9 protein-coding genes are annotated in these 23,291 nt (G+C 65.0%); 6 read left to right on the forward strand and 3 right to left on the reverse strand.

The features are described from left to right. Together MJ643_RS23605 and MJ643_RS23610 are read right to left on the reverse strand one after the other, a co-directional pair. On the reverse strand, positions 1-537 hold the full coding sequence (locus MJ643_RS23605) for a (2Fe-2S)-binding protein (RefSeq protein ID WP_013973477.1): 537 nt from the start codon (positions 535-537) through the stop codon (positions 1-3). After that, on the reverse strand, positions 530-3,361 hold the full coding sequence (locus MJ643_RS23610; RefSeq protein ID WP_247727013.1) for a xanthine dehydrogenase family protein molybdopterin-binding subunit: 2,832 nt from the start codon (positions 3,359-3,361) through the stop codon (positions 530-532). Before MJ643_RS23610 ends, MJ643_RS23605 begins: the two co-directional genes overlap by 8 nt. A 324-nt stretch (positions 3,362-3,685) precedes the next feature. Here MJ643_RS23610 and dsbD point away from each other — a divergent pair, with 324 nt between their 5' ends. The 5 genes from dsbD (at position 3,686) to MJ643_RS23635 (ending at position 9,195) form a co-directional block, all read left to right on the forward strand. After that, on the forward strand, positions 3,686-5,401 hold the full coding sequence (gene dsbD / locus MJ643_RS23615) for a protein-disulfide reductase DsbD (protein WP_208209706.1): 1,716 nt from the start codon (positions 3,686-3,688) through the stop codon (positions 5,399-5,401). Then, entirely contained in the window at positions 5,401-6,237 is an 837-nt protein-coding gene (locus tag MJ643_RS23620) for a TlpA disulfide reductase family protein (RefSeq protein WP_208209705.1), read from the forward strand. The genes dsbD and MJ643_RS23620 overlap by 1 nt, the downstream gene beginning before the upstream one ends. 1 nt (position 6,238) lies before the next feature. Then, the gene (gene dsbG / locus MJ643_RS23625; protein ID WP_046615068.1) at positions 6,239-6,997 is read left to right on the forward strand and encodes a thiol:disulfide interchange protein DsbG; all 759 of its coding nucleotides are present in this window, start codon (positions 6,239-6,241) and stop codon (positions 6,995-6,997) included. A gap of 760 nt (positions 6,998-7,757) precedes the next feature. Continuing rightward, entirely contained in the window at positions 7,758-8,465 is a 708-nt protein-coding gene (locus tag MJ643_RS23630; protein ID WP_208209704.1) for a hypothetical protein, read from the forward strand. A 1-nt stretch (position 8,466) separates the two neighbouring features. Beyond that, a complete protein-coding gene (locus tag MJ643_RS23635) occupies positions 8,467-9,195 on the forward strand; it encodes an ATP-binding cassette domain-containing protein (RefSeq protein WP_023661979.1) in 729 nt (242 codons plus the stop codon). 190 nt (positions 9,196-9,385) lie between these two features. On the opposite strand, the gene MJ643_RS23640 is transcribed toward MJ643_RS23635, so the two are convergent. Further along, entirely contained in the window at positions 9,386-22,339 is a 12,954-nt protein-coding gene (locus MJ643_RS23640; protein WP_208209703.1) for a non-ribosomal peptide synthetase, read from the reverse strand. 342 nt (positions 22,340-22,681) lie between these two features. Here MJ643_RS23640 and MJ643_RS23645 point away from each other — a divergent pair, with 342 nt between their 5' ends. Then, the gene (locus tag MJ643_RS23645; RefSeq protein ID WP_015271130.1) at positions 22,682-23,212 is read left to right on the forward strand and encodes an RNA polymerase factor sigma-70; all 531 of its coding nucleotides are present in this window, start codon (positions 22,682-22,684) and stop codon (positions 23,210-23,212) included. Positions 23,213-23,291 lie beyond the last annotated feature (79 nt).

Consider the following 23,291-nt stretch of genomic DNA (forward strand, 5'->3'; position numbering starts at 1 on the left):
TCAACCCTCCTTGACCAGGCCGAGGTCGTTGAGCACCGTGCGGGTGGCGTCGTAGTAACGCACGTAGCCGGTGCAGCGGCAGATGTGGTGGCCCAGGCTCGCCTCGATGCGGTCTTCCACCTCGCTCTTCTTCAGCGGCTGGCGCTGGGCGGTTTCCACCAGCACCGTGGCGGCATTGACGAAGCCCGGCGCGCAGTAGCTGCACTGGAAGGCGAACAGGTCGACGAACTTCTGCTGGATCGGGTTCAGCGTGAGGTTGCCGGCCTCGTCCTGTTTGGCATGGCCCTCGATGGTGCGGACCTTCTTGCCCTCGAAGTAATGCGCGCCGGTAATGCAGGTGCGCACCTCCTCGCTGGTGCCGTCGGGGTTGTCGACGATCACCACGCAGGCGTGGCAGATGCCCTGGCCGCAGCCCAGGCGCGAGCCGGTGAGGTTCTGGTGTTCGTGCAGGTAGTCGATCATCGCCAGGTCGTCGGGGACCTCGACCGGGCCGACCGGTTGACCGTTGAGGGTCAGTTGCAGTGGACGGTTAGCCATTGAGGGCCTCCTTGATACGGGCTGGGGTGATGGGGAGATCGCGAACGCGCTTGCCGATGGCATGCGCGACGGCATTGCCGATGGCACCGACGACCGGGATCATCACCACCTCGGCGATGCCCTTGGACGGGTCGGTGGGTGACAGCGGCGGGAGGATTTCGCTGGTCTGCTGCCACACCGCCACGTCGCGCGCATGCGGCAGGCGGTAGCGGTTGAAGTTCCAGTCGCCCTCCCCGGGCCCGCCCTCGTACAACGGCATTTCTTCGGTCAAGGCATGGCCGATGCCCATGGCGATACCGCCCTCGAGCTGGCCCTTGACCAGTTCCGGCACCAGCACCCGGCCGCACTCGACCCAGCTGTGGTGGTTGAGCACCTGCACTTCGTGAGTGCCTTTGTTCACCTTGACTTCGACAATGGTCGCCACCGGGCTGTAGTAGGTGACCATGGCGTTGTTCAGCTGGGTGTCGGGGTAGGCGGCGTTCTGCCGGTCGAGCAGGTGGTAGCCGTGGCTGCTCATCTGCGCCTTCTTGGCGCTCACCGCGCCATCGCCGTATTTGACTGCCACCGCATCGAGCGGGAAGCGTTCGCGCACGCCATCGATGACGAAGTCGGCCTCGGCCCAGCTCCAGCGGTTGAAGCCGTGCACGCTGACGCCGGTGACCAGGCCCATTTCATGGGCCTTTTGGGCCAGCTGGGCGAACGGGATCGGTGACAGGCCGTTGCCGGTCAGCTCGCCGTTGACCCATACCGCATTCTCGCGGCGCACCACCAGCGGGTTGGCCTGGCCGCCGTACGGGCCCTGGCGCCAGATGGCCATGGCCGCCGGCCACAGACCGTGGATGAACAGCACGCGTGCCGCTTCGCGGGTGGCATGGCTGAAGTAGAAGGCCGAGTTGGTCGCCGACGACGGCGAAGCAAGCTTGCCGACCCAGCGCGGGTTGCGCAGCGCTGCGTCCTGCTCGGGCTGGCTGATCAGGTACGGGTTGCCGCTGGTGGTCAGCTGCAGCTCCGGCCATTCGGTGACCGCAGTCTTCACCTCGTCGGCAGAGCGGCCGAGGAAATCGCTGACAACCAGGGCCTGGGAGGTGGACATGCCGGTACCCAGCTCGGTGCCGATGTGGCGCAGGCTGATGCGCCCGTCGCGGCTGAACTCGATGCTGGCCATGGGGGCTTCGGAGCCGGTGCCGAAGTCTTTCTGGCAGATGGCAAAGCCCACGCCATACCAGTGGTCCGGGTCCTTGGCGTCCATCTGCTGCTTGCGCGCGTCGCGGTTGCGCCACCAGTCGTGCACGGCGGCCTTGTCGAGAATCTCGTACAGGCGCAGGGCGCCGGCCGGGACCGCGCCCTGGGTGTTCTTCATGCCCGACTTCAGCGCGTTGGCGCGGCGCAGGTCGATGGCATCGACGCCCAGGCGCCCGGCAATCTCATCCACCATCATTTCGGTGGCGGCCATGGTCTGCAGGGTGCCGTAGCCGCGCATGGAGCCGGCCTCGACGCCACGGGAGTGATAGGCAGTGACCGACAGGTCGTTCTGCGGCATGTAGTAGATCGACTGCGCCGCCGTGGCGCCGACCGCCGCCACCGAGGGGCTGTAGTTGATACGCCCGCCGCCGTCGCAAGTCATGTCGGCGCGGAAGATCTTGAAACTGTTGTCCTTCTTGTCCACCGCCAACTGGTAGCGGATATCGAAGGCATGGCGCTTGATGCCGCTCTGGAACTGCTCGTAGCGGTCGTTAGCCAGGCGGATCGGCACACCGGCGCCATACAGCGCGGCCACGGCGGCGTAGAAGACGAAGATGTTGTTGTCTTTCGAGCCGTAGCCCACGGTATAGCCCGGGTGCATGTTCAGCGTGTTCAGGGCGAAGCGCGACGGTTTGATCATGTGCACGCATTCCTGCGCCACTTCGAACGGGCACTGGGTCGCCACCACGAAGTGCAGCGTGCCGCTGGCCGGGTCGTACCAGCCGTTGCCGTTGTCCGGCTCCAGGGCGGCCGGCTCGATGGACGGCGTCTTGTAGCGCTCGTCGAACACCAGCCAGTCCTCGGGCGGGTTGTCCAGCTGCTCGGCCATGCGCTTGGCATGGAACAGGCCCTGCTCGGTCAGGTCGCCATGCTGGTTGGGCTGCTTCGACCACACCGGCTTGCGGTTGAGGATGGTGGGGAACAGCATGGAATTCTTCAGGCTGGAGAATTCATCGTCGTCGAACGGTGTGGCACCGCCCACGCGCACGAAGCGGAAGCTGCCGTAGGGGTCGCGCTGGTACAGCGGCGCCTGGGCGCCATAGCGGATCGCCTGGTCATTGAACTGCAGCTTACGCTTGGCCTGGCGGAAGCGCTCGAAGTCGTGCCAGATCAGGATCGCCACCGGGTGACCGATGAACATCGGCACCTTGCCGGGCGGCAGCAGCGGGTCGGGCGAGTGGGCCTCGGGCCAGGCGATGCCGTCCTTTTCCAGGTCGGCCGCGGTGACGATGCGGTCCGGCTGCAGGTCGGCGCCAAGCAGGCTGAGGTCATGGCCGGCATAGATACGGTCGGCCTTGGTCGCCTTGAGCAGCAGCGCATGGCCCTGCTGTGCGGGCCAGCCGGGCATGTCCTTGGCACGGATGTCGCGAGCGAACACCTTGTCGCCGCACACCTTGGACAAGGCATCGTTACGGAAACGTGCCTTGCCATCATGGTTCATCCACTTCTGCGGCGAGGTGGTGACGCGTTCCTCCATCAGCGCGGCGAATGCCTGGCTGCCGAGCGGCGCCATGGTCACGCCGACACCAGCGATCAGGCCGCCTTGCAGGAAGGCGCGCCGGGAAATATCACGGTTGGACATGCTTGATCCTCTGGGCAGCAGGGGGTCTGCCCTTTTTTTGATTCTGGTACTAGCCTGAAAAGCTGACCTGTACGTCAACTTTACAGCAATTGTGTTGGCGCAGGCAAAGTCAAGTCGACAATATGTCGCGACATGCCTGAGGTCTGGGGCGGAATTTGCTCTGGGGCTGGTAGGTGTTTGTCTTAGGATCTCCCAGGCCCAGACAATGCCACGGCAAACACCTGCAAGCCCTGATGCACGCCCCTCACCAAAAACCAGAGTTAACCTTGGGTTAATCGACCCAAGCCAGCATGACCCCTTTCAACGTACTGCCAAGGCGAAGACATGCGCGTCCTCCTGCTTTTCCTGACACTGCTGCTGGCCGGCCCGTTGCAGGCCAACCCGTTCGATGTCAAACCGGACTTCCTGCCGGTCAACCAGGCCTTCGTGCTTACCCACGACCGCCAGGCCGACGGCCAAATGCGCCTGTTCTTCCAGATCCAGCCTGGCTACTACCTGTATCAGAAGCGCCTGAAATTCGACGGCCTGCCTGCCGAACAGCACCCACAACTGCCGGCCGCTCTCAACCACCACGACGAGTTCTTCGGCGACAGTGCGGTGTACCGCGACCAGCTCGAACTGCTGCTTCCGGCCGATGCTCAGGGTCAACTGCGACTGGGTTGGCAGGGTTGTGCCGACGCCGGCCTGTGCTACCCGCCGCAAACCACGTTGGTCGATCTGGGTGGCAGTGTGGCGCCAGCGGCCGAACAAGCCAGTGACCAGGCCCTGGCCAGCGACCTGCAAAAAGGCCACCTGGCCTGGAGCCTGCTCGCGTTCTTCGGCCTGGGCCTGTTGCTGGCCTTTACCCCCTGCTCGCTGCCGATGCTGCCGATCCTCGCCGGGCTGGTGCTGGGCAATGGCGCCAGTGCCCGGCGCGGCTGGATACTGGCCGGGGTCTATGTACTGAGCATGGCCCTGGTGTATGCCGCCCTGGGCGTGGTCGCCGCGCTGCTGGGTGCCAGCCTGCAGGCCTGGCTGCAGCAACCCTGGCTGCTGGGCAGCCTGGCGGGGCTGTTCGTGCTGCTGGCCCTGCCAATGTTCGGCGCCTTCGAACTGCAACTGCCCGCCGCCGTGCGTGACCGCCTCGACCGCGCCGGGCAAGGCACCCGTGGCGGCAACCTGTATGGCGCGGCGCTGCTCGGCGCGCTGTCCGGCCTGCTGATGGGCCCGTGCATGACCGCGCCGTTGGCCGGCGCGCTGCTGTACATCGCCCAGAGCGGCGACGTGCTGCAGGGGGCGCTGGTGCTGTTCAGCCTCGGCCTGGGCATGGGCGTGCCGCTGCTGTTGCTGGTAACCCTGGGCAACCGCTACCTGCCCCGCCCGGGCGCCTGGATGAACCGGGTCAAGGGCGTGTTCGGCTTCGTGTTCCTGGGCATGGCGCTATACACCTTGCGCAGCCTGCTGCCCGCAGCATTGCTGCTGGCCCTGAGCGGCGCCTTGCTGATTGCCCTGGCCTGGGCTGCCTGGCCGGCCCTACAGCGGTTGCCGGCGTTGCGCGCCTTGCCACTGCTGGGTGCCCTGTGGGGCGGCCTGCTGCTGGTGGGGGCGGCAGCCGGTGGCGACGACCTCTGGCAGCCGCTGCGCCCGTTCGCCGGTAGCGGCGCTGCGCCGGCCACCGGCCAGCACACCGAGGACGCCTTCGTCACCGTCAGCCGCCCCGAAGACCTGCAACGCGAACTGGATGCGGCCAAGGCCCGTGGCCAGTGGGTGATGCTCGACTACTATGCCGACTGGTGCGTGTCGTGCAAGGTCATGGAAAAACAGGTGTTCGCCCGCAGCGACGTGCAGGCCGGCCTGGCCGGTGTGCACCTGCTGCGCCTGGACGTGACCGCCGACACCCCGGCCAGCCAGGCCCTGCTGCAGCGCTACCAGGTACCTGGCCCGCCCAGCATCATCTGGGTCGGCCCGGAAGGCGACGAACGCCGCGCGCGGCGCATCACTGGTGAGGTGGATGCAGCCGCCTTCCTGCAACACTGGACCCAGACCAGGAGCCAAGGCTGATGCTGACCGTAACCCTCGGGCCACTGACCATGGCCCTCAACCATCTGCTGATGCTCACCGCCCTGGTGATCGCCAGCATGGTCGGCTGGTGGGTCGCCCGGCGTGGCGGCGAGAGCCCGGAATCGGCACTGTTCAACCTGTTCCTGATCGGCCTGCTGTGCGCACGCGCCGGCTTCGTGCTGGCGTACTGGCCGATGTACCAGGACGATCTGCTGCAGATCATCGATATCCGTGATGGCGGCTTCCTGTTCTGGTCGGGCCTTGCCGGCATCGTGCTCGGCGCCCTGTGGCAGGGCTGGCGCCATCCGGGCCTGCGCCGCCCGCTGGGCTGGGCGCTGTTCAGCGGTGGGCTGTTCTGGGGCCTGGCCAGCCTCGGGGGCCACCTGTACAGCAAGGGCACCGAACTGCCCGATTTAAGCCTGCGCAAGGCCAACGGCCAATCCGTGGCGTTGCACAGCTACCGCGGCAAACCGCTGGTCATCAACATCTGGGCCACCTGGTGCCCACCCTGCCGACGCGAAATGCCGGTGCTGCAACAGGCGCAAAGCGCTTACCCGCACGTGACCTTCCTGTTCGTCAACCAGGGCGAGACCCCGGAAAACGTCAGCACCTTCCTCGCCACCACCGGCCTGAGCCTGACCCACGTGCTGTTCGACGGCACCGGCCTGTTGGCCCAGCGCGTCGGCTCCATGGCCCTGCCCACCACCCTGTTCTACGACGCCGACGGGCGCCTGGTCGGCAGCCATCTGGGCGAGCTGTCCCGGGCCAGCCTGCGCCACGCCCTGGAGCCTTTCGACCGGGCCACCTCGCCCGCCCCTGCCGCACAAGGAAACTGACATGCGACTGACTGCACTGCTGCCCCTGTCCCTGGCTCTGCTAGCTGCCCCTACCCTGCAGGCCGAAGAGCTGCCCAAGGCGATTGCGCAACTGCAAGCCAAGGGCGCCGTGATCAAAGGCAGCTTCGACGCCCCCAACGGCCTGCGCGGGTATGCCGCCGAATACCAGAACAACGGCCTGGCGCTATACCTCACCCCTGACGGCAAGCATGTACTGGTCGGCAGCCTGTTCGACGAACAGGGCAACGACCTCAGTGCCGAGCCACTGAAAAAGCTGGTGTATGCGCCGATGAGCAAGGAAATCTGGGCGAAGATGGAGAAAACCTCCTGGATCGCCGACGGCAAGGACGATGCACCGCGCAAGGTGTACCTGTTCAGCGACCCCAACTGCCCGTACTGCAACATGTTCTGGGAGCAGGCACGGCCGTGGGTGGAGTCGGGCAAGGTGCAGTTGCGCCATATCATGGTCGGCATCATCCGCGAGGACAGCCCGGGCAAGTCGGCGGCGCTGCTGGCGGCCAAAGACCCGGCCAAGGCACTGCACGAGCATGAAAAAGCAGGCAAGGCCAGCAAGTTGAAGGCACTGGAGCAGGTGCCGGAGGCGGTGCAGCAAAAGCTGGCGGCGAACATGGCGCTGATGGAAGAAATGGGCTTGCAGGCGACCCCGGCGATCTTCTATCAGGATGACCAGGGCAACCTGCAGAGCCAGCAAGGCGCGCCGCGGCCGGAGTTGCTTGGGAAGATTCTCGGCAAGCGCTGATGTGAAATCGCCGGGGCTGCCTTGCAGCCCATTCGTAGCACAAGGCTGTGGCGGCCCTGTGGGAGCGGGCAAGCCCGCGAAGAACTCAACGCGGTGTTATGTCACCGGCTGCGCCGGTGTTCGCGGGCATGCCCGCTCCCACAGGTACAGCGCCAAACCTCGAAAACAACGCCATATCTGTAGGAGCGGCCTTGTGTCGCGAAAGGGCCGCATAGCGGCCCCAGAGTTGCTGCATAAAAGCTGAAATTGCTGGGGCTGCCGTGCAGCCCTTTCGCGACACAAGGCCGCTCCTACAAGGGGCGATGCAGGCCTCACTTGCTCTGGTCACAACCCCTCCAGCTCGTCCTTGAGCACATCGGCCCAGATGCCAGCCAATGGCCAAGCTTACATTTGGCAACACTAAGTTATACCACCTAAAGCGACGAACACTTTTCCGAACCGATCATCGGGAAACAACGCTCGGCGATCAAATATATAACAATCCCACAACAACTTCAGATCCGCCCTACAAAAAACAGAAGTCTTTTTCACCCCCATGATCAGTGAACAGATCGCGATCAGACATACCCTTCAGATAGACCCCACAATACCAACTGCAATTCAAACAACCAGATTACACCCCGCCAACACATCACCTCCATCAAACTTGACGTACATGCAGCGTGAATATAAAACCTTACCCCCTGCATTCGCGAAGACACTAAAGGCGAGAAAAATGAACAAAAAGCCATACCCCATAACGCGAACAAGACAGATCCTCATGATCACCAAGGTGTTGATCCTGGAACACCTGCGAGAACCCACTGCGTTGCTGTGGACAGCGGTGGCGCCTTGCTTGATGTTCATACTACTGAGGCAAAGCCGTTCCCTTGCAGCGCCACCAGACTCTCTCTATATATCCTCTGCTGCGTGGTTCTACGCCTACATCGCTGCAAACGTTGCCTTCTTCGGCCTCGGCTTTTATCTAATCGGGCGACGAGAAAGTGGCTTCGTCCGGTCATTCATTTACCAACGCGAGGCAATTGCACTTTTCCTCATATCGCACGCCGTCAGCTACACATTGGTCAGTGTCGTGTACTCTAGCTTTTTCTACTTCATCTCCAAGCCTCTATACGGTTCCTACTCGCTATCAGAACTCCTGTACCTTACAGCCGCGTTCTATACGAGTTACCTGATATTCTCCTGCATCGGCTTGGCGATCGCAGCGATGCCCATCAAATTCAGCACAGCCGGCACGCTATTTTCGCTTCTTTCATTCCTGATGTTACTTTCCGGCTATTTGGGTACCACACAAGACGAACTGGCCCACTGGTCAACGTTGATCAACCCCTTGCACCTGAGCACAAGAATAATTACCGGAGAGATACCACTCACCATTAGTTTTCTGACAGCTTTTGCCATTTCAACAGCGGGACTCTATGCAACAGGAAAGCTATTCAGAATCCACCCCATATGGAGCCGCTATTAAAATGCACCTTCTCACCATCAAAAACCTGGACTTCTCATACAACAGCAGCCCTCTTTTACAAAACATCACGTTACAGTTGAAAAAAGGAGAGGCCGTAGGCGTACTGGGCAGTAACGGAGCAGGAAAGACCACGCTTTTCGACCTGATCTGCAACATCAGAAAACCAAGCAACGGCACAATCATAAATTCATCCAGACAGCAGGCTTATCTGACTCAAGTACTGACACCACCGCCCTTGCTCAGGATGAGCGAAGTCTACCAACTGATTACACATTTAAACTCCAGATCAGCACCGGATCACTGCGAGGTGCTTTCACGCCTCTCTGAATGGTCACCTTCCCTGTCGAAGCGGTATGCTGAAATCTACATGAAAAAGGCATCTACTTGCAGCTATGGCGAAGTCCGGAGTTTTGTCACACTGACGCTACTGCTAATGGGCAGCGACCTGATCATCCTCGACGAGCCTACTGCGGGGGTAGACCCAGAATTCAGACACCACATATGGCTAGGTATAAAGAACGCGTGCAAAAACGGGGCTGGTGTTTTGATTTCATCTCACTATACCGAGGAAATTGCCACAAACTGCCATCATTTCTACATGCTCGCTCATCAACACCTCGAGCCATTTGAGAATGCTCATGAGTTTCTCGCTCGCTACCATGCGAACTCTTATGATGAAGCATTCATCAATGCGTCGATGTCGCAGGAAGAAATCGGAGCTGCATCATGACGGCGAAGAACCGTGGGAAAGATGGGCTTGCAGGTATGGCACCGGCTGCGCCGGTGTTCGCGGGCATGCCCGCTCCCACAGGTGCAGCGCCAAACCTCGAGAACAACGCCGTATCTGTAGGAGCGGCCTTGTGTCGCGAAAGGGCCGCATAGCGGCCCCAGCAATTTCAACTCTTGTGCACCTGCTCAGGTCACAACCCCTCCAGTTCGGCCATCAGGTCACTGAGCCGGTCGACCTTGTCGTCATCCAGCACACTGCCCTGCAGCCCCTGTACATACACCGCCAGCTCCTCCACCGTGCTGCACTCGAACATCGCCCGCAGCGGCACGTTCAGTTGCAGCTGCTTCTGCACCCGCGAGGCGATCTGGGTGGCCAGCAGCGAATGCCCGCCCAGCTCGAAGAAGTTGTCGTGCACCCCGACCCGCTCGGCCTTGAGCACATCCGCCCAGATACCGGCCAGTACCTCTTCCAGCTCATTGCGCGGCGCCTGGTAGGCCTGGCTGTGCTGGCCACCGATGTCGATGGCCGGCAAGGCCTTGCGGTCGAGCTTGCCGTTGGCGTTGTGCGGCAGGCTGTCGAACCAGCCCCAGTGCAGTGGCACCATGTACTCCGGCAACTCGGCACGCAGGCGCAGCTTGAGCTGTTCCAGCAACGCAGCGTCGGCTGCAACGCCCTGATGCGCCACCAGGTAACCCACCAGGTGCTTGCCATTGACGCCCTCCTGCACGCCAACGGCAGCGTCGCGGATCTCCGGCTGTTCGTGCAGGCGGGCTTCGATTTCGCCCAGTTCGATGCGGTAGCCGCGAATCTTCACCTGATGGTCGATGCGCCCGACATACTCCAGCACCCCGTCCGGGCGCTGCCACGCCAGGTCGCCGGTGCGGTACAGGCGTTCGCCCGGTGCACCATGAGGATGGGGAATGAACGCCAGCGCCGTGCGCACCGGGTCGCCGACATAGCCACGGCCCACGCCGGTGCCAGCCACGCACAGCTCACCTGTCGCACCCAGTGGCACCAGCGCCTGGTCCTCGCCGAACAGGTACAGACGATTGTTGTCGGTCGGCGTGCCGATCGGCAGGTAGCTGCCACGGGTCGAGGCGGCATCGACGCGGAAGAACGCCACGTCATCGGAGCACTCCGCCGGGCCGTAGGCGTTGACCAGGCCGATCTGCGGGTAGCGCTGCAGCCACTGCGCCGCCAGCTCCGGAGGCATGGCTTCGCCGGTCGGCAGCATCCAGCGCAGGCAATCGAGGGCCTGGTGGTCGTTGGCCAGCATGCCCTGGATCAGCGACGGCACGCTCTCCAGCACGCTGATGCCGGTGGCTTGCACATGCGCCAGCAGGCCCTGCGGGTCATGGGCGATGGCGTTCGGCACGATCTCCACCCTGGCGCCGAACAGCGGCGCGGCAAGGAACTGCCACACCGAAATGTCGAAGCTCTGCGAGGCCGTTTGGGCGATCACGTCGTGCTCGCCGAGCGCCAGGTAAGGCACCTTGCTCAGCTGGTTGTTGAGCATGCCGCGCTGCTCGACCATCACCCCCTTCGGCAGGCCGGTGGAGCCTGAGGTGTAGATCACATAGGCGAGGTTATCCGGCCCGCTGTGAATGCCGGGGTTGTGGCTGGCCACCGGGCAGGCCTGGATGTCTTCCCAGACCAGCAGCTGCGGCCGTGCCGCCAACGCAAGCTGGTCCAGCAAGTGCCGCCCCTGCCCGGCACAGGCCGCGCTGCACACCAGCACGGGTGTACGGCTGAGCTCGATGATGCTTTGCAGGCGCGCCGCCGGCAGGCCCGGGTCCAGTGGCAGGTAGCCGGCGCCGGCCTTGAAGCTGCCGACGATCATGCCCAGCAGCGGTAGCCCGCGCTCGGCCAGCAGTGCCACCGGCTGGTCCACGTTCACACCCGCCGCGATCAAGGCATGGCCCAGACGGTTGGCCGCCAGGTTCAAGCCGGCGTAGTCGTAGGACGCGTCCAGGCAGCGGGCCACGGTACGTTGCGGATGCGCGGCCACCTGCGCCTCGAACTGCGCGATGTAACTCTGTTCCAACGGATAGGCGCGCGCGGTGCGGTTGCAGTCTTCCAGCAGGAAGCGCTGCTCTTCCGCACCCAGCAACGGCAGTGCGCTCATCTCCCCTTCAAAGCCTTGCACCAGCGCCAGCAGCAGGCGCTTGAACTCGGCCAGCAGGCGCTCGACGGTCGGGTAGTCGAAATAGCGCTGGTCGAACGACAGGTGCAGGCCAAGGTCATCGCCCGGGTAGCACACCGCTGTCAGTGGGAAGTTGGTGTGGGTACGGCCCGAGTCGGAGCTGGCATTCAGGTGCTGGGCGTGGTCGAGCACGGCAGTTTCCACCGGCGCGTTCTCGAACACGAACAGGCTGTCGAACAGCGGCTGGCCCTTGGGCAGTTCGCTGCATTCCTGGATCGCCACCAGCGGCAGGTATTCATACTCGCGCAGCTCCATGTTGCGCTCCAACAGGCCTTGCAACCACTGCCGCACACTGCAGCGCTCACCCGCCACCGGCAATTGCACGCGCAGGGCGACGCTGTTGATGAACAGGCCAACGGTACGCTGCATCTGCGGCATGCTCACCGGGCGCCCGGCCACGGTCACGCCAAAGGCCACGTCGCGGTCGCCACTGTAGCGCGCCAGCACCAGTGCCCAGGCCGCCTGGGCGAAGGTGTTGACGGTGAGCTGGTGGGCCTGGGCCAGTTCGCGCAGGCGCACGCCGTCGCTCACCGCCAGGCGGGTGTAACAGTCGCCGACGATCATGCCGCTACCGGCATGGTCGTGGCGCAGCGGGCGGTCGCTGGGGATGGGGGTGGCACGTTCGAAGCCGGCCAGGTTGGCCTGCCACCAGGCTCGCGCGTCGTCCAGGCCCTGGCGTTGCAGCCAGCCGATGTAGTCGCGGTAGCGCGGTGGCACCGGCAAGCGGGCCTGGCGCCCCTCGCCGAGGGCCTGGTAGATCTCGAAGAAATCGTTCATCAGCAGCGAACGGCACCAGGCATCGATGAGGATGTGGTGGTTGCTCATCATGAACCAATAGCGCTCGTCGGCCACACGCACCAGGCGCAGGTGGAACGGCGCCTCGCTGAGCAGGGCGAAACCAGCCTCGCGTTCCTGCTTGTGCAGGGCCTGCAGGCGCTGCTCCTGGGCGTCGTCGTCGAGGCCACGCCAGTCCTGGTAGTCCACCGGCGTGTTGCCCGGCTTGTGAATGATCTGCAACATCGCCTCGCCGGTGTTCCAGCTGAACGATGCGCGTAGCGCCTCGTGGCGTGCCACCACCGCCTGCCACGCCTGGGCGAAGCGTTCGGGGTCGAGCGCGCTGTTGATGCGGTAGCGGTCCTGCATGTAGTAAAGGCCGGTGCCCGGCTCCAGCAGGGTGTGCAACAGCATGCCCTCCTGCATCGGCGTCAGCGGGTAGACGTCCTCGATCTGCGCGGCCGGTACCGGCAGCGCGTCGATCTGCGCCTGGGTCAGGTGCGCCAGCGGGAAGTCCGATGGCGTGAAACTGCCGTTGCCATCAGCCAGGCAATGCTCGACCAGCGCCAGCAGCTCCTGACGATAGGCCTCGGCCAGGCAGGCGATGGTCCGCTCGTCGTAGCGTTCGGCACTGAAGGTCCAGCGCAGTTGCAGGGCACCGCCATACACCTGGCCATCGACACTCAGCCAGTTGGGCAGCGGTGCATCGAGGTCGTGGGCCAGGCCGGCCGGGGCGTCCAGCGGCCGGAACAGGGCTGTGCTGTCGAACTGCTGGTCGAACTGGCCCAGGTAGTTGAAGGTGATGCGTGCCTGCGGCAGGGCCGCCATCTGCTCACGCACTGCCGTATCGGCCAAGTAGCGCAACACGCCATAACCCAGCCCTTTGTGCGGCACCTGGCGCAGTTGCTCCTTGATGCGCTTGATCGAGCCTGCCCGCGCTGCATCGTCCTCGCCTGGCAGCGGGCGCAGGCTCAGCGGGTAGGCGTTGGTGAACCAGCCGACGCTGCGGGTCAAGTCCATGTCTTCGAACAGCCCGTCACGGCCATGGCCTTCAAGCTGTACCAGCACTTCTTCGTCGCCGCTCCAGCGGCACAGGGCACGCGCCAGCGCGGTCAGCAGCAGGTCGTTGACCTGGGTGTGATAGGCCGCCGGGGCCTGCTGCAGCAACTGCCGGGTCTGCTCCACATCCAGGCCGATGGCCAGGGTACGGGCATGGCAGTGCAGGTTGCCGCCCTGCGGGTGATCGCATGGCAGTTCGCGGCGCACGCCGCCCAACTGGCCTTGCCACCAGCCCAGCTCGTCGCGCAGCGAATCGCTGCCGGCATAGCTGGCCAGGCGTGCGGCCCAGTCGCCCATGGCGTGGGTCTTGGCCGGCAGCGGCTGGCCGCGGTATAGCGCTTGCAGGTCTTCCAGCAGCACGCGCCACGACACGCCATCAACCACCAGGTGATGGATAGCCAGCAACAGGCGCTGGCCGCCCTGGCCGTCATTTACCAGCAAGACGCGCAACAGTGGGCCCTGTTCCAGGTCGAGGCTGCGTTGCAGGTCGGTGTACAGCGGTTGGCAATCGGCGAAGTCGGCGATCGTGGCTGTCCACAGTAACTGCCCGCTGGCAGGCGAAGCATATTCGGCCTGCCAACGGCCCTGGGCCTGGCCAAAGCGCAGGCGCAGGCTGTCGTGGTGCTGCATCAGGTCGGCCAAGGCTCGCTTCAGTACCCCCTCATCCAGCGGCTTGCGTGCCTCCAGCAGAACAGCCTGGTTCCAGTGCTGCGGCTGTGGCACTTCACTGTCGAAGAACCAGTGCTGGATCGGCGTGAGGCCGGCCTGGCCCTGGCGCAGGCCCTGTTCGATGCTGCTGGCGGCTTCGCTGCGCTGAACAATGGCGGCCAGGGTCTGGATGGTCTGATGCTGGAACAGGTCGCGCGGGGTGAACTGCAAGCCGGCCTGACGAGCACGGCTGACCACCTGGATCGACAGGATCGAGTCGCCGCCCAGTTCGAAGAAGTTGTCCTGCACGCCGACCCGGGCAACGTTGAGCACGTCGCGCCAGATCTGCGCCAGTTGCGCTTCCACCTCGTTGCCAGGCGCCTGGTACTGCTGGCGTGCCTGTTCCAGGTCCGGCAGCGGCAGCGCACGGCGGTCGAGCTTGCCGTTGCCCATCAGCGGCAGGCTGTCGAGCAGCACCAGGTGCGCCGGCACCATGTAGTCCGGCAAGTGCTTGCGGGCATCGGCTTTCACCGCGTCGCGCAGCAGGCCCTGGGCCTCGCTGTCGGCAGCGGCCTGCCTGCACACCAGGTAACCTACCAGTTGCTTGCCGCCCGGCAGGTCGAGGGCCAGCACCACAGCTTCGTCGACATCGGCATGCGCCTGCAGGCGGCTTTCGATTTCGCCCAGCTCGATACGGAAACCGCGAATCTTCACCTGCTGGTCGGCGCGGCCGACGTACTCGACCAGGCCATCGCTGCCCAGGCGCACCAGGTCACCGGTGCGATACAGGCGCCCGCCTTCGCTGCCGAACGGGTCGGCGACGAAGCGCTCGGCGCTTAGGCCCGGGCGGTCGTGGTAACCCTGGGCCAGGCCGGCACCGCCGACATACAGCTCGCCAATACCGCCTTGCGGCAACAGGGCAAGGTCTTCGTCGAGGATGTAGGCCGTGCGGCTACCGATGACGCGGCCGATCGGTACGCTGCCCAGCTCCGCCGGCAGTGTCTGTGGTGCCAGGCAGGCCAGCGGCATGACCACGGTTTCGGTCGGCCCGTAGGCGTTGAAGAACTGCTGCGGCGCAAAGGCTTGGCGGATGCGCTGCAAGTGTTCGCCGGTCAGCGCCTCACCACCGGTAATGACCAGGCGCACTGGCAACTGCTCGCCCTGCCCGGCCAGGTACTGCGCCAACTGGCTGCCGTAGCTTGGCGTGAAGCCGAGGATGCTCACCTGCTCCTCGCGCACCAGCTGGCAGATGTCTTCGGCACCCCACTGCCCCTGGGCGCGCAGCACCACGCGGGCGCCACACAGCAGCGGCACCCACAGGCGTTCGCTGGCGGCGTCGAAATTGATCGAATAGAAGTGCAGCTCGCAGTCATCGCTGCGCATGCCGAACGCCTCGATCACCGCCTGGCAATGCATGGCGAACTCGCCGTGGCTGACTACCACGCCCTTGGGCTTGCCGGTGGAACCGGAGGTGTAGATCAGGTAGGCCTGGTGCTGCGGCAGGTTGAGGTTGTCCAGCGGCGCATCACTGTAGGCCGACAGGCTCGCGCTGTCGTCCTCCAGGCTCCAGCGCGCCACACCGTCGGGCAGCTCGCCCAGGGTTTGCAGCAACGCGCGCTGGCTGAGCAGCACGCCAATGCGGCTGTCCTCGATCATGTAGCGCAGGCGGTCGAGCGGGTATTCGGGGTCGAGCGGCACGTAGGCGCCACCGGCCTTGAGGATGGCCAGCAGGCCGACGACCATTTCCAGCGAACGCTCCAGCGCCAGGCCCACACGCACCTGCGGGCCGACGCCACGCTCGCGCAGGGCGCGGGCCAGGCGGTTGGCCTGCTGGTCGAGTTCGGCATAGGTCATGTGCCGGCCGGCAAACGTCAACGCGCCAGCGTGTGGCGTGCGCGCAGCCTGGGCGGCGAACAGGCCGTGCACGGTCTGGTCGAGTGCGAGATCCTGCTCGCCCTGCAACTGGCCCGCCAGCACCTGCTGCTCGGCGCTGCTCAGCATCGGCAGCTCGCACAGGCGCTGTTGCGGGTTGTCGAGCAGGCCCACCAGCAATTGCTGCCAGTGCTCGGCCATGCGTGCGATGCGTGGTTCGTCGAACAGATCACGGCTATAGGTCAGGCAGCAACCCAGGCGGCCGTCGAGGTCGGTCACCTCCAGGTACAGGTCGAACTTGGTGGCGCTGGCGTCGTTGACCAGGTAATCCACCTGCATGCCGGCAAGCTGGCGGCTTTGCTGGAAGGCCCAGCGCTGAACGTTGCACATCACCTGGAACAGCGGGTTGTAGGCGCTGCTGCGCGGTGGCTGCAGGGCTTCCACCAGCTGGTCGAACGGCAGGTCCTGGTGCGACTGGCCTTCGATGGCAACCTGGCGTACCTGCTCCAGCAACTGTGCGGCGCTCATCTGGCCGTCCAGCTCGCAACGCAGCACCTGGGTGTTGAGGAACGCGCCAATCAGCCCTTCGCTTTCCGGGCGGATGCGGTTGGCCACCGGCGCGCCAATGCGCAGGTCACGCTGGCCGCTGTAGCGGTGCAGCAAGGCGGCCAGGGTGGCAGTCATGGTCATGAACAGGGTCAGGCCGCGCTGGCTGTTGAAGGCATGCACGCGGGCAACCAGCGCCGGGTCGAGCTCAAAGCGGTACAGCTCGCCACGGTGGCTCTGCACTGCCGGGCGCGGGCGGTCGGCAGGCAACGCCAGCACCGGGTGCTCATCGCCCAGGCGGGCCTGCCAGTAGGCCAGCTGGCGGGCGCCCTCGCCGCTTTCCAGCCATTGCCGTTGCCACACGCTGTAGTCCAGGTACTGCACCGGCAGCGGCGCCAGCGGCGATTCGCGGTCATCGACGAAGGCCTCGTACAGCTCGCCCAGTTCGCGGGCGAAGATGTCCATGGCCCAGCCCTCGGTGACGATATGGTGCAGGGTCAGCACGAAGAAATGCTCGCGCTCTTCGGCTTTGACCAGGCAGGCACGCAGCAGCGGGCCGCGCTCCAGGTCGAACGGCTGGTGCGCCTGGTCGTCGGCCAGTTGCTGCAGGCGTTGTTGGCGGGCATCTGCGGGCAAGGCGCTGAAGTCTTGCCAGTCGAGGTGCAGGCTGCTGTCTTCGGCCACGCACTGATACGGCACGCCATCGATGCTGGGGAAGGTGGTGCGCAGGGTTTCGTGGCGCACCACCAGCGCCTGCAGCGCACGCTCGAAGGCATCCACATGCAGGGTGCCGCGCAAGCGCGCCATGCCGCCGACGTTGTACGCCGGGCTGCCCGGCTCCATTTGCCAGAGGAACCACATGCGCTGCTGCGAGTACGACAGCGGCACCGCCTGGCGGCGGTCGACGCGGGTGATTACGCCTTGCAGGTTGCGCTCACCGGCAGCACGAATACGCGTGATCTCGGCACAGAAGGCGCCCAGCTCGCTGGCGTCGAACAGGGCCTTGAGCGGCAGCTCGACATCGCAAGCCTGACGCGTGCGCGAGACAATTTGAGTGGCCAGCAGCGAATGGCCGCCGAGGGCGAAGAAGTCATCCTGCAAGCCGATGCGCGGCAGGTTCAGCACTTCGCGCCAGATGGCGGCGACCTGCTGCTGCAACTCGGTTTGCGGCTCGACGTGTTGCCGCTGCTGCCACACCGGGGCGGGCAATGCCTTGCGGTCGACCTTGCCGCTGGGGCCCAGTGGCATCTGCGCCAGCGGGATGAGTTGTGCCGGCACCATGTAGGCCGGTAGTTGTTCAGCCAGCACCGTCAGCAATGCATCAGGCTGAGCGCTGCCACTGTAGTAGCCGACCAGTTGCGCACCTACGGCATCCTTGTGAATCAGCACCAGCGCCTGTTCGACCCCCGGCTGCGCCAGCAGGCAGGCCTGGACTTCCTCGGGTTCGACACGGAAGCCACGCACCTTGACCTGCTGGTCTAGGCGGCCAAGGTATTCCAGCGCCTCGGTCTGCACCTGCCAGCGGGCGCGGTCGCCACTGCGGTACAGGCGCTCGCCATTGCCGTCAGCCTGGGGCACGAAGCGCTCGGCGGTGAGGCCCGGGCGGCCCAGGTAGCCACGGGCCAGGCCTGCACCGCCGAGGTACAGCTCGCCCGGCACACCGGGGGCGGTCAGTTCCAGCTCGTCATCCAGCACACGGCACAGCACATTGCCCAGCGGGCGGCCGATCGGCGAGCGTTCGCCATCGGTGGCCTGGCAGTGCCAGTGGGTGACGTTGATGGCGGTTTCGGTCGGGCCATAGCGGTTGTGCAACTGCACCTGTGGCAGCACCTGCAGCACGCGGTCACGCAGTGCCGCGGACAGCGCTTCGCCACCGGAGAACAGCCGGCGCAGGCTGCCGCAGGCACCCGCCTGCGGCTCCTGGACGAACACCTGCAACAGCGGCGGCACGAAGTGCAGCGTGGTCACGCCATGGGCCTGCACCAACGCGGCGATGCGCTGCGGGTCGCGGTGCTCGCCAGGGCCGGCGAGCACCAGCTTGCAACCGGTCACCAGTGGCCAGAAGCATTCCCACACCGAAACGTCGAAGCTGATCGGCGCCTTCTGCATCAGCACGTCGCTGTCGTCCAGCACATAGCTGGCCTGCATCCATTGCAGGCGCTCGGCCAGTGCCGCGTGGGTATTGCCCACGCCCTTGGGCTGGCCGGTAGAGCCGGAGGTGTAGATCACATAGGCCAGGTTGTCGCCATGCAGATGCAACCCGGGGGCATGGCTTGGCCAGCTGTCCAGGTGCAGCTGGTCGAGTGCGATGGCGCTGACGCCATCAACCTGTGGCAGCTTGCCCAGCAGGCTGCTGTGGCTCAGCAACAGGCCAGCGTTGCAGTCGGCGAGCATGTAGGCCAGGCGCTCGGCCGGGTAATCGACGTCCAGCGGCACATAGGCACCACCGGCCTTGAGAATGGCCAGCAGGCCCACCAGCAGCTGCGGCGAACGCTCGATGGCGATGGCCACGCAAGTGTCTGGGCCCACGCCTTTGTCACGCAGGTAGTGGGCCAGACGGTTGGCTTGCTGGTGCAACTCGGCGTAATCCAGGCTGCCACCGTCCCACATCAGGGCGGTGCGCTGAGGGGTCAGGCGTGCCTGTTCATTGAGCTGCTCGACCAGCAGGCGCTGCGGCGCCGCAGCGGGTGCCTCGCCCCAGCTCAGCAGTTGCGCGCGGCCAGGCTCGTCGAGCAGTTGCACCTCGCCCAGCGCCCGCTGCGGCCCGGCACACACCTGCTCGAGCAGGGCCAACAGGTGCTGGGCCAGACGCTTGACGGTACTGGCATCGAACAATTCGGCGGCATAGTCGAAGGCCAGGCTCAGGCGGCCCTGATGGTCTTCTTCACTGTGCAGCTGCAAGTCGAACTTGGCTTCGCGACTGTGCCACGGCAGCTCTTCAGCCAGCAGGCCCGGCAGGCGGCGCAGCGCAGACAGGTCACGTTGCTGGTGGTTGAACATGACCTGGAACAGGCCTTGCTCGCGAGCCTCGGGCAGGGCTTCGAGCAGTTGCTCGAACGGCAGGTCCTGGTTGGCCTGGGCATCCAGGGTGGTCTGGCGCACCTGGGCCAGCAACTGTTCGAACGGCAGGCGGCCGTCGAGCTGCGCACGCAGCACCTGGGTGTTGATGAAGAAGCCGACCATGCCTTGGGTTTCCAGGCGCGGGCGGTTGGCGTTGGGCACGCCGACACGAATATCGGCCTGGCCACTGTAGCGGTGCAACAGCGCCTGCCAGCCGGCCAGCAGTACCATGAACAGGCTGGCCTGCTGTTCGCGGGCCAGGCCCTTGAGCGCTTCGGTGAGCCTGGCCGGTACCTTGAGGTTGAAGCGGGCGGCGCGGTGGCCGCGCTGGCTGGTGCGCGGGTGGTCGGTGCACAGGTCGAGCACCGGCAGATCATCCCCCAGACGCGCCTGCCAGTACTGCAGCTGACGCTCGGCTTCGCCTGCGGCCAGCCACTGTCGCTGCCAGGTGCCGTAGTCGGCATAACCCAGGGTCAGCGGTGCCAGGTTGGCCTCAAGGCCCTGACAATGGGCGGCGTACAGTTTGGCGAATTCGTCGAGCAGGATGTTCAGCGACCAGCCGTCGGCGACGATATGGTGCAGGGTCACCCACAGTTGATGGTGTTCATCGTCCAGGCGCGCCAGGGTCACCCGCAGCAACGGCCCCCGGGTCAGGTCAAACGGCTGGCGAGCTTCGGTTTCACGTTGGGCGGCGACCTGTTCGGCGGCCTGGCCTTCGAGGTCCAGGCGGCGAAGGTCGAACGGCTGCTGCGCCTGGATGCGCTGCAGGGCCTGGCCGTTCTCTTCGGCAAACAGGGTGCGCAGCGATTCATGGCGCGCCACCAGCGCCTGGAAGGCTGTTTCCAGGGCGTTTTCGTCCAGCTCACCGCGCAACTGCAGGCCGGCCGGAATGTTGTAGGCCGCCGACTGCGGGTCCAACTGCCACAGCAACCACAGGCGGTTTTGCGCCAGCGACTGGGGCAGCGCCTGGGTGCGTTCCAGTGTAGCGATGGCACCGACCCGGTCACCGCCTTCGGCGATGATCGCGGCCACGGCCTTGGCGTAGTCAGCCAGTATCGGCGCTTCGAACAGGGTGCGCAGGCCCAGCTCGATGCCCAGTTCATCGGCCAGGCGTGCGGTGGCGTGGGTGGCGGCGATGGAGTTGCCGCCCAGCAGCAGGAAGTGGTCGTCCGCCGCCACCGCCTCGACCTTGAGGATGTCGCGCCACACACCGGCGATGCGTGCCTGCAGTTCATCGCCTTCGCCCACTGAAGCAACGGGCTCGCCCACCTCAGGGAAGCGGGCATAGCAGTCCAGGCTGCCATCGTCCATGCGCAGGCGGCAGGCCGAACGCTGCAGCTTGCCGCTGGAGGTCTTGGGTAGCGCCCCCGGGTTCAGCAGCAGGACCACGGCCGGGGCCTGGCGGCAGGCGTCGGCAACCACCTGGCGCAGGGTCTTGATCAGCTCCTGGGGCTTGATCGCCTTCTGCACGTTGCGGCTGATTTCCACCGCCACGCCAATACCCTCCTCGCCTTGCTGCTCGACGGCGAACACTGCCACCCGGCCTTTGCGCAGCACCTCCACTTCGCGCTCGAGGGTCTTTTCCAGGTCCTGCGGGTACAGGTTCTGCCCGCGCACGATCAGCATGTCCTTCAGGCGACCGGTGACGAACACTTCCCCTTCGCGCATGAAGCCCAGGTCGCCGGTACGCAGCCAGGTCTGGCCGCCCATCTCGACGAAGGTGCGGGCGCTGGCCTCGGGGTTGCGCCAGTAGCCCAGGGCGATGCTCGGGCCGGCGGCCCAGATCTCGCCCACCTGGTTGTCGCCTAGTACTTGCAGGCGTTGTGGTTCGACAATGCGCACGGCATGCCCGGGCTGCGGGTAGCCACAGCTCATCAGCACACTGCCCTTGCCTGGCTCCGCACGGTTGGCGGCGAAGGCTTCGGCGTCCAGCTCCAGCGCGGCGATGCCCTGGCCACGGCGGCTGCCGCTGACGAACAGGGTCGCCTCGGCCAGGCCGTAGCTGGCGAAGAAGCTCTGCGGGTCGAAGCCGCAGGCCTGGAACTTGTCGGCAAAGGCCGCCAGGCTGTCCTGGCGGATCGGCTCGGAGCCAGAATAGGCCACCCGCCAGCGGCTGAGGTCGAGCCCGGCCAGGGAGGCCTCGCTGACCCGCTCGCTGCACAACCGGTAGGCGAAGTCGGGGCCGCCGCTGATGGTGCCGCCGTACTCGCTGATGGCCTGCAACCAGCGCAGCGGCCGGGCCAGGAAGTAGCCCGGCGACATCAGCACACAGGGCACGCCGCTGAAGATCGGCTGCAGCAGGCCGCCGATCAGGCCCATGTCGTGGTACAGCGGCAGCCAGCTGACGATCACGTCGTCGGGGTTGAGGTCGATGCCAAAGCCTTGGCGGATCAGTTGTTCGTTGGCCACCAGGTTGCCATGGCTGACCTGCACGCCCTTGGGCAGTGCTGTGGAGCCGGAGGTGTATTGCAGGAAGGCGATGTCATCACCCTTGAGCGCGGGTTCGCGCCAGTTTGCAGCCAGTGCCGGGTCCAGGCCATCCACCGCCAGCAGTTCGGGGGCGTTGGCCGCTGTCAGGGCTTCCAGGCCCTGCAGGCTGTCGTGCAGGGCCGCGACAGTCAGCAGCAGGCGCGGCTCGGCGTCGTCGATGATCGACAGTAAGCGCTGCTGGTGGTGCTGGCGCGCGGACTCCGGCGGGTAGGCCGGCACCGCAATCACACCGGCATACAGGCAGCCGAAGAATGCCGCCACATAGTCTGGCCCGCTGGGGAACAACAGCACTGCGCGGTCGCCGAAACCGGCCCGGCTTTGCAAGGCAGCAGCGATGGTGCGTGCGCGCTGGTCGAGGTCCCGGTAGCTGAGCACGGCCTGCTCGCCGGGAGCGTCGGCCAGAAAGCGCAAGGCGACTTTGTCCGGGGTCTGCACGGCGCGCTGCGCCAGGGCCTGGACCAGCGAGAGCGGGAGTTCGAAGGCGTCCGTCATGGGGTGTTCCTGCCAGTGTCTGGTTGGGTCGGGCCGGCTGCTGCGCGAACGTGGGCGCAGCGGCATGTGGCGGCCTGAGGTGTACACAGGGGACGGATGGGCGGGGGGAGAAATTAGCGGTGGTGAGGCTTTGGGGGCACGTGAGGGTTGCCAGGTGTTTGCCTTGAGAAATGTTGCGCCTGACATGCACCCAGCCATCTCTGCGCTTTAGAACTGAAATCACATGAAACCAATTACATTTCGCATTTGACAATCATTATCATTCTGAATAGCTTGTCGCCCGTCGTAGGAAGCTTCCCAAATTTGGGTGCGTCCTTTCCCCTCTGTGACAAGGTGATTTCCATGGCGGAACAACTATCCACAAGTAAGTGCGATTCACCATTACTGCAGGCCTTCGTCGACAACCGCAGCATTCTGGTCAAGATCGCTGCCCGCATCACCGGCTGCCGATCGCGCGCCGAAGATGTGGTGCAGGACGCCTTTTTCCGGCTCAGCGCGGCCCCGCAGATCACATCGTCGTTCAAGGCGCAGCTGAGCTACCTGTTCCAGATCGTGCGCAACCTGGCCATCGACCACTACCGCAAGCAGGCCATGGAGCTGAAATACTCCGGCAGCGAGGAGGAAGGCCTGAACGTGGTCGTGCAAAACGCCTCCCCCGAAGCCACCCACATCAACCTTGCCGCGCTGGATGACATTGCCGAGGCGCTGAACGAACTGCCCCAGCGCACCCGCTATGCCTTCGAGATGTACCGCCTGCATGGCGTGCCGCAGAAGGACATTGCCAAGGAGCTGGGAGTGTCGCCGACGCTGGTCAACTTCATGATCCGCGATGCGCTGGTGCATTGCCGCAAGACGGCCAGTCGGCAGGCCTGAACCTTCAAGGTTGCTGAGGGCACGTGTGGGAGATTCTATGGTTTTCAGCAAGCCAGTTTCGCGCCTTTAGTGACGTATT

Origin of the sequence: Pseudomonas sp. PNPG3 (assembly GCF_023093815.1) — a bacterium.
Classification (GTDB): Bacteria; Pseudomonadota; Gammaproteobacteria; order Pseudomonadales; family Pseudomonadaceae; genus Aquipseudomonas; species Aquipseudomonas asiatica.

Coding starts and splice junctions, on each gene's coding strand:
- MJ643_RS23640 (WP_208209703.1), bottom strand. CDS start 22,339: ATGACGGACGCCTTCGAACTCCCGCTCTCGCTGGTCCAGGCCCTGGCG.
- MJ643_RS23635 (WP_023661979.1), top strand. CDS start 8,467: ATGCACCTTCTCACCATCAAAAACCTGGACTTCTCATACAACAGCAGC.
- dsbD (WP_208209706.1), top strand. CDS start 3,686: ATGCGCGTCCTCCTGCTTTTCCTGACACTGCTGCTGGCCGGCCCGTTG.
- MJ643_RS23610 (WP_247727013.1), bottom strand. CDS start 3,361: ATGTCCAACCGTGATATTTCCCGGCGCGCCTTCCTGCAAGGCGGCCTG.
- MJ643_RS23645 (WP_015271130.1), top strand. CDS start 22,682: ATGGCGGAACAACTATCCACAAGTAAGTGCGATTCACCATTACTGCAG.
- MJ643_RS23620 (WP_208209705.1), top strand. CDS start 5,401: ATGCTGACCGTAACCCTCGGGCCACTGACCATGGCCCTCAACCATCTG.
- dsbG (WP_046615068.1), top strand. CDS start 6,239: ATGCGACTGACTGCACTGCTGCCCCTGTCCCTGGCTCTGCTAGCTGCC.
- MJ643_RS23605 (WP_013973477.1), bottom strand. CDS start 537: ATGGCTAACCGTCCACTGCAACTGACCCTCAACGGTCAACCGGTCGGC.
- MJ643_RS23630 (WP_208209704.1), top strand. CDS start 7,758: ATGATCACCAAGGTGTTGATCCTGGAACACCTGCGAGAACCCACTGCG.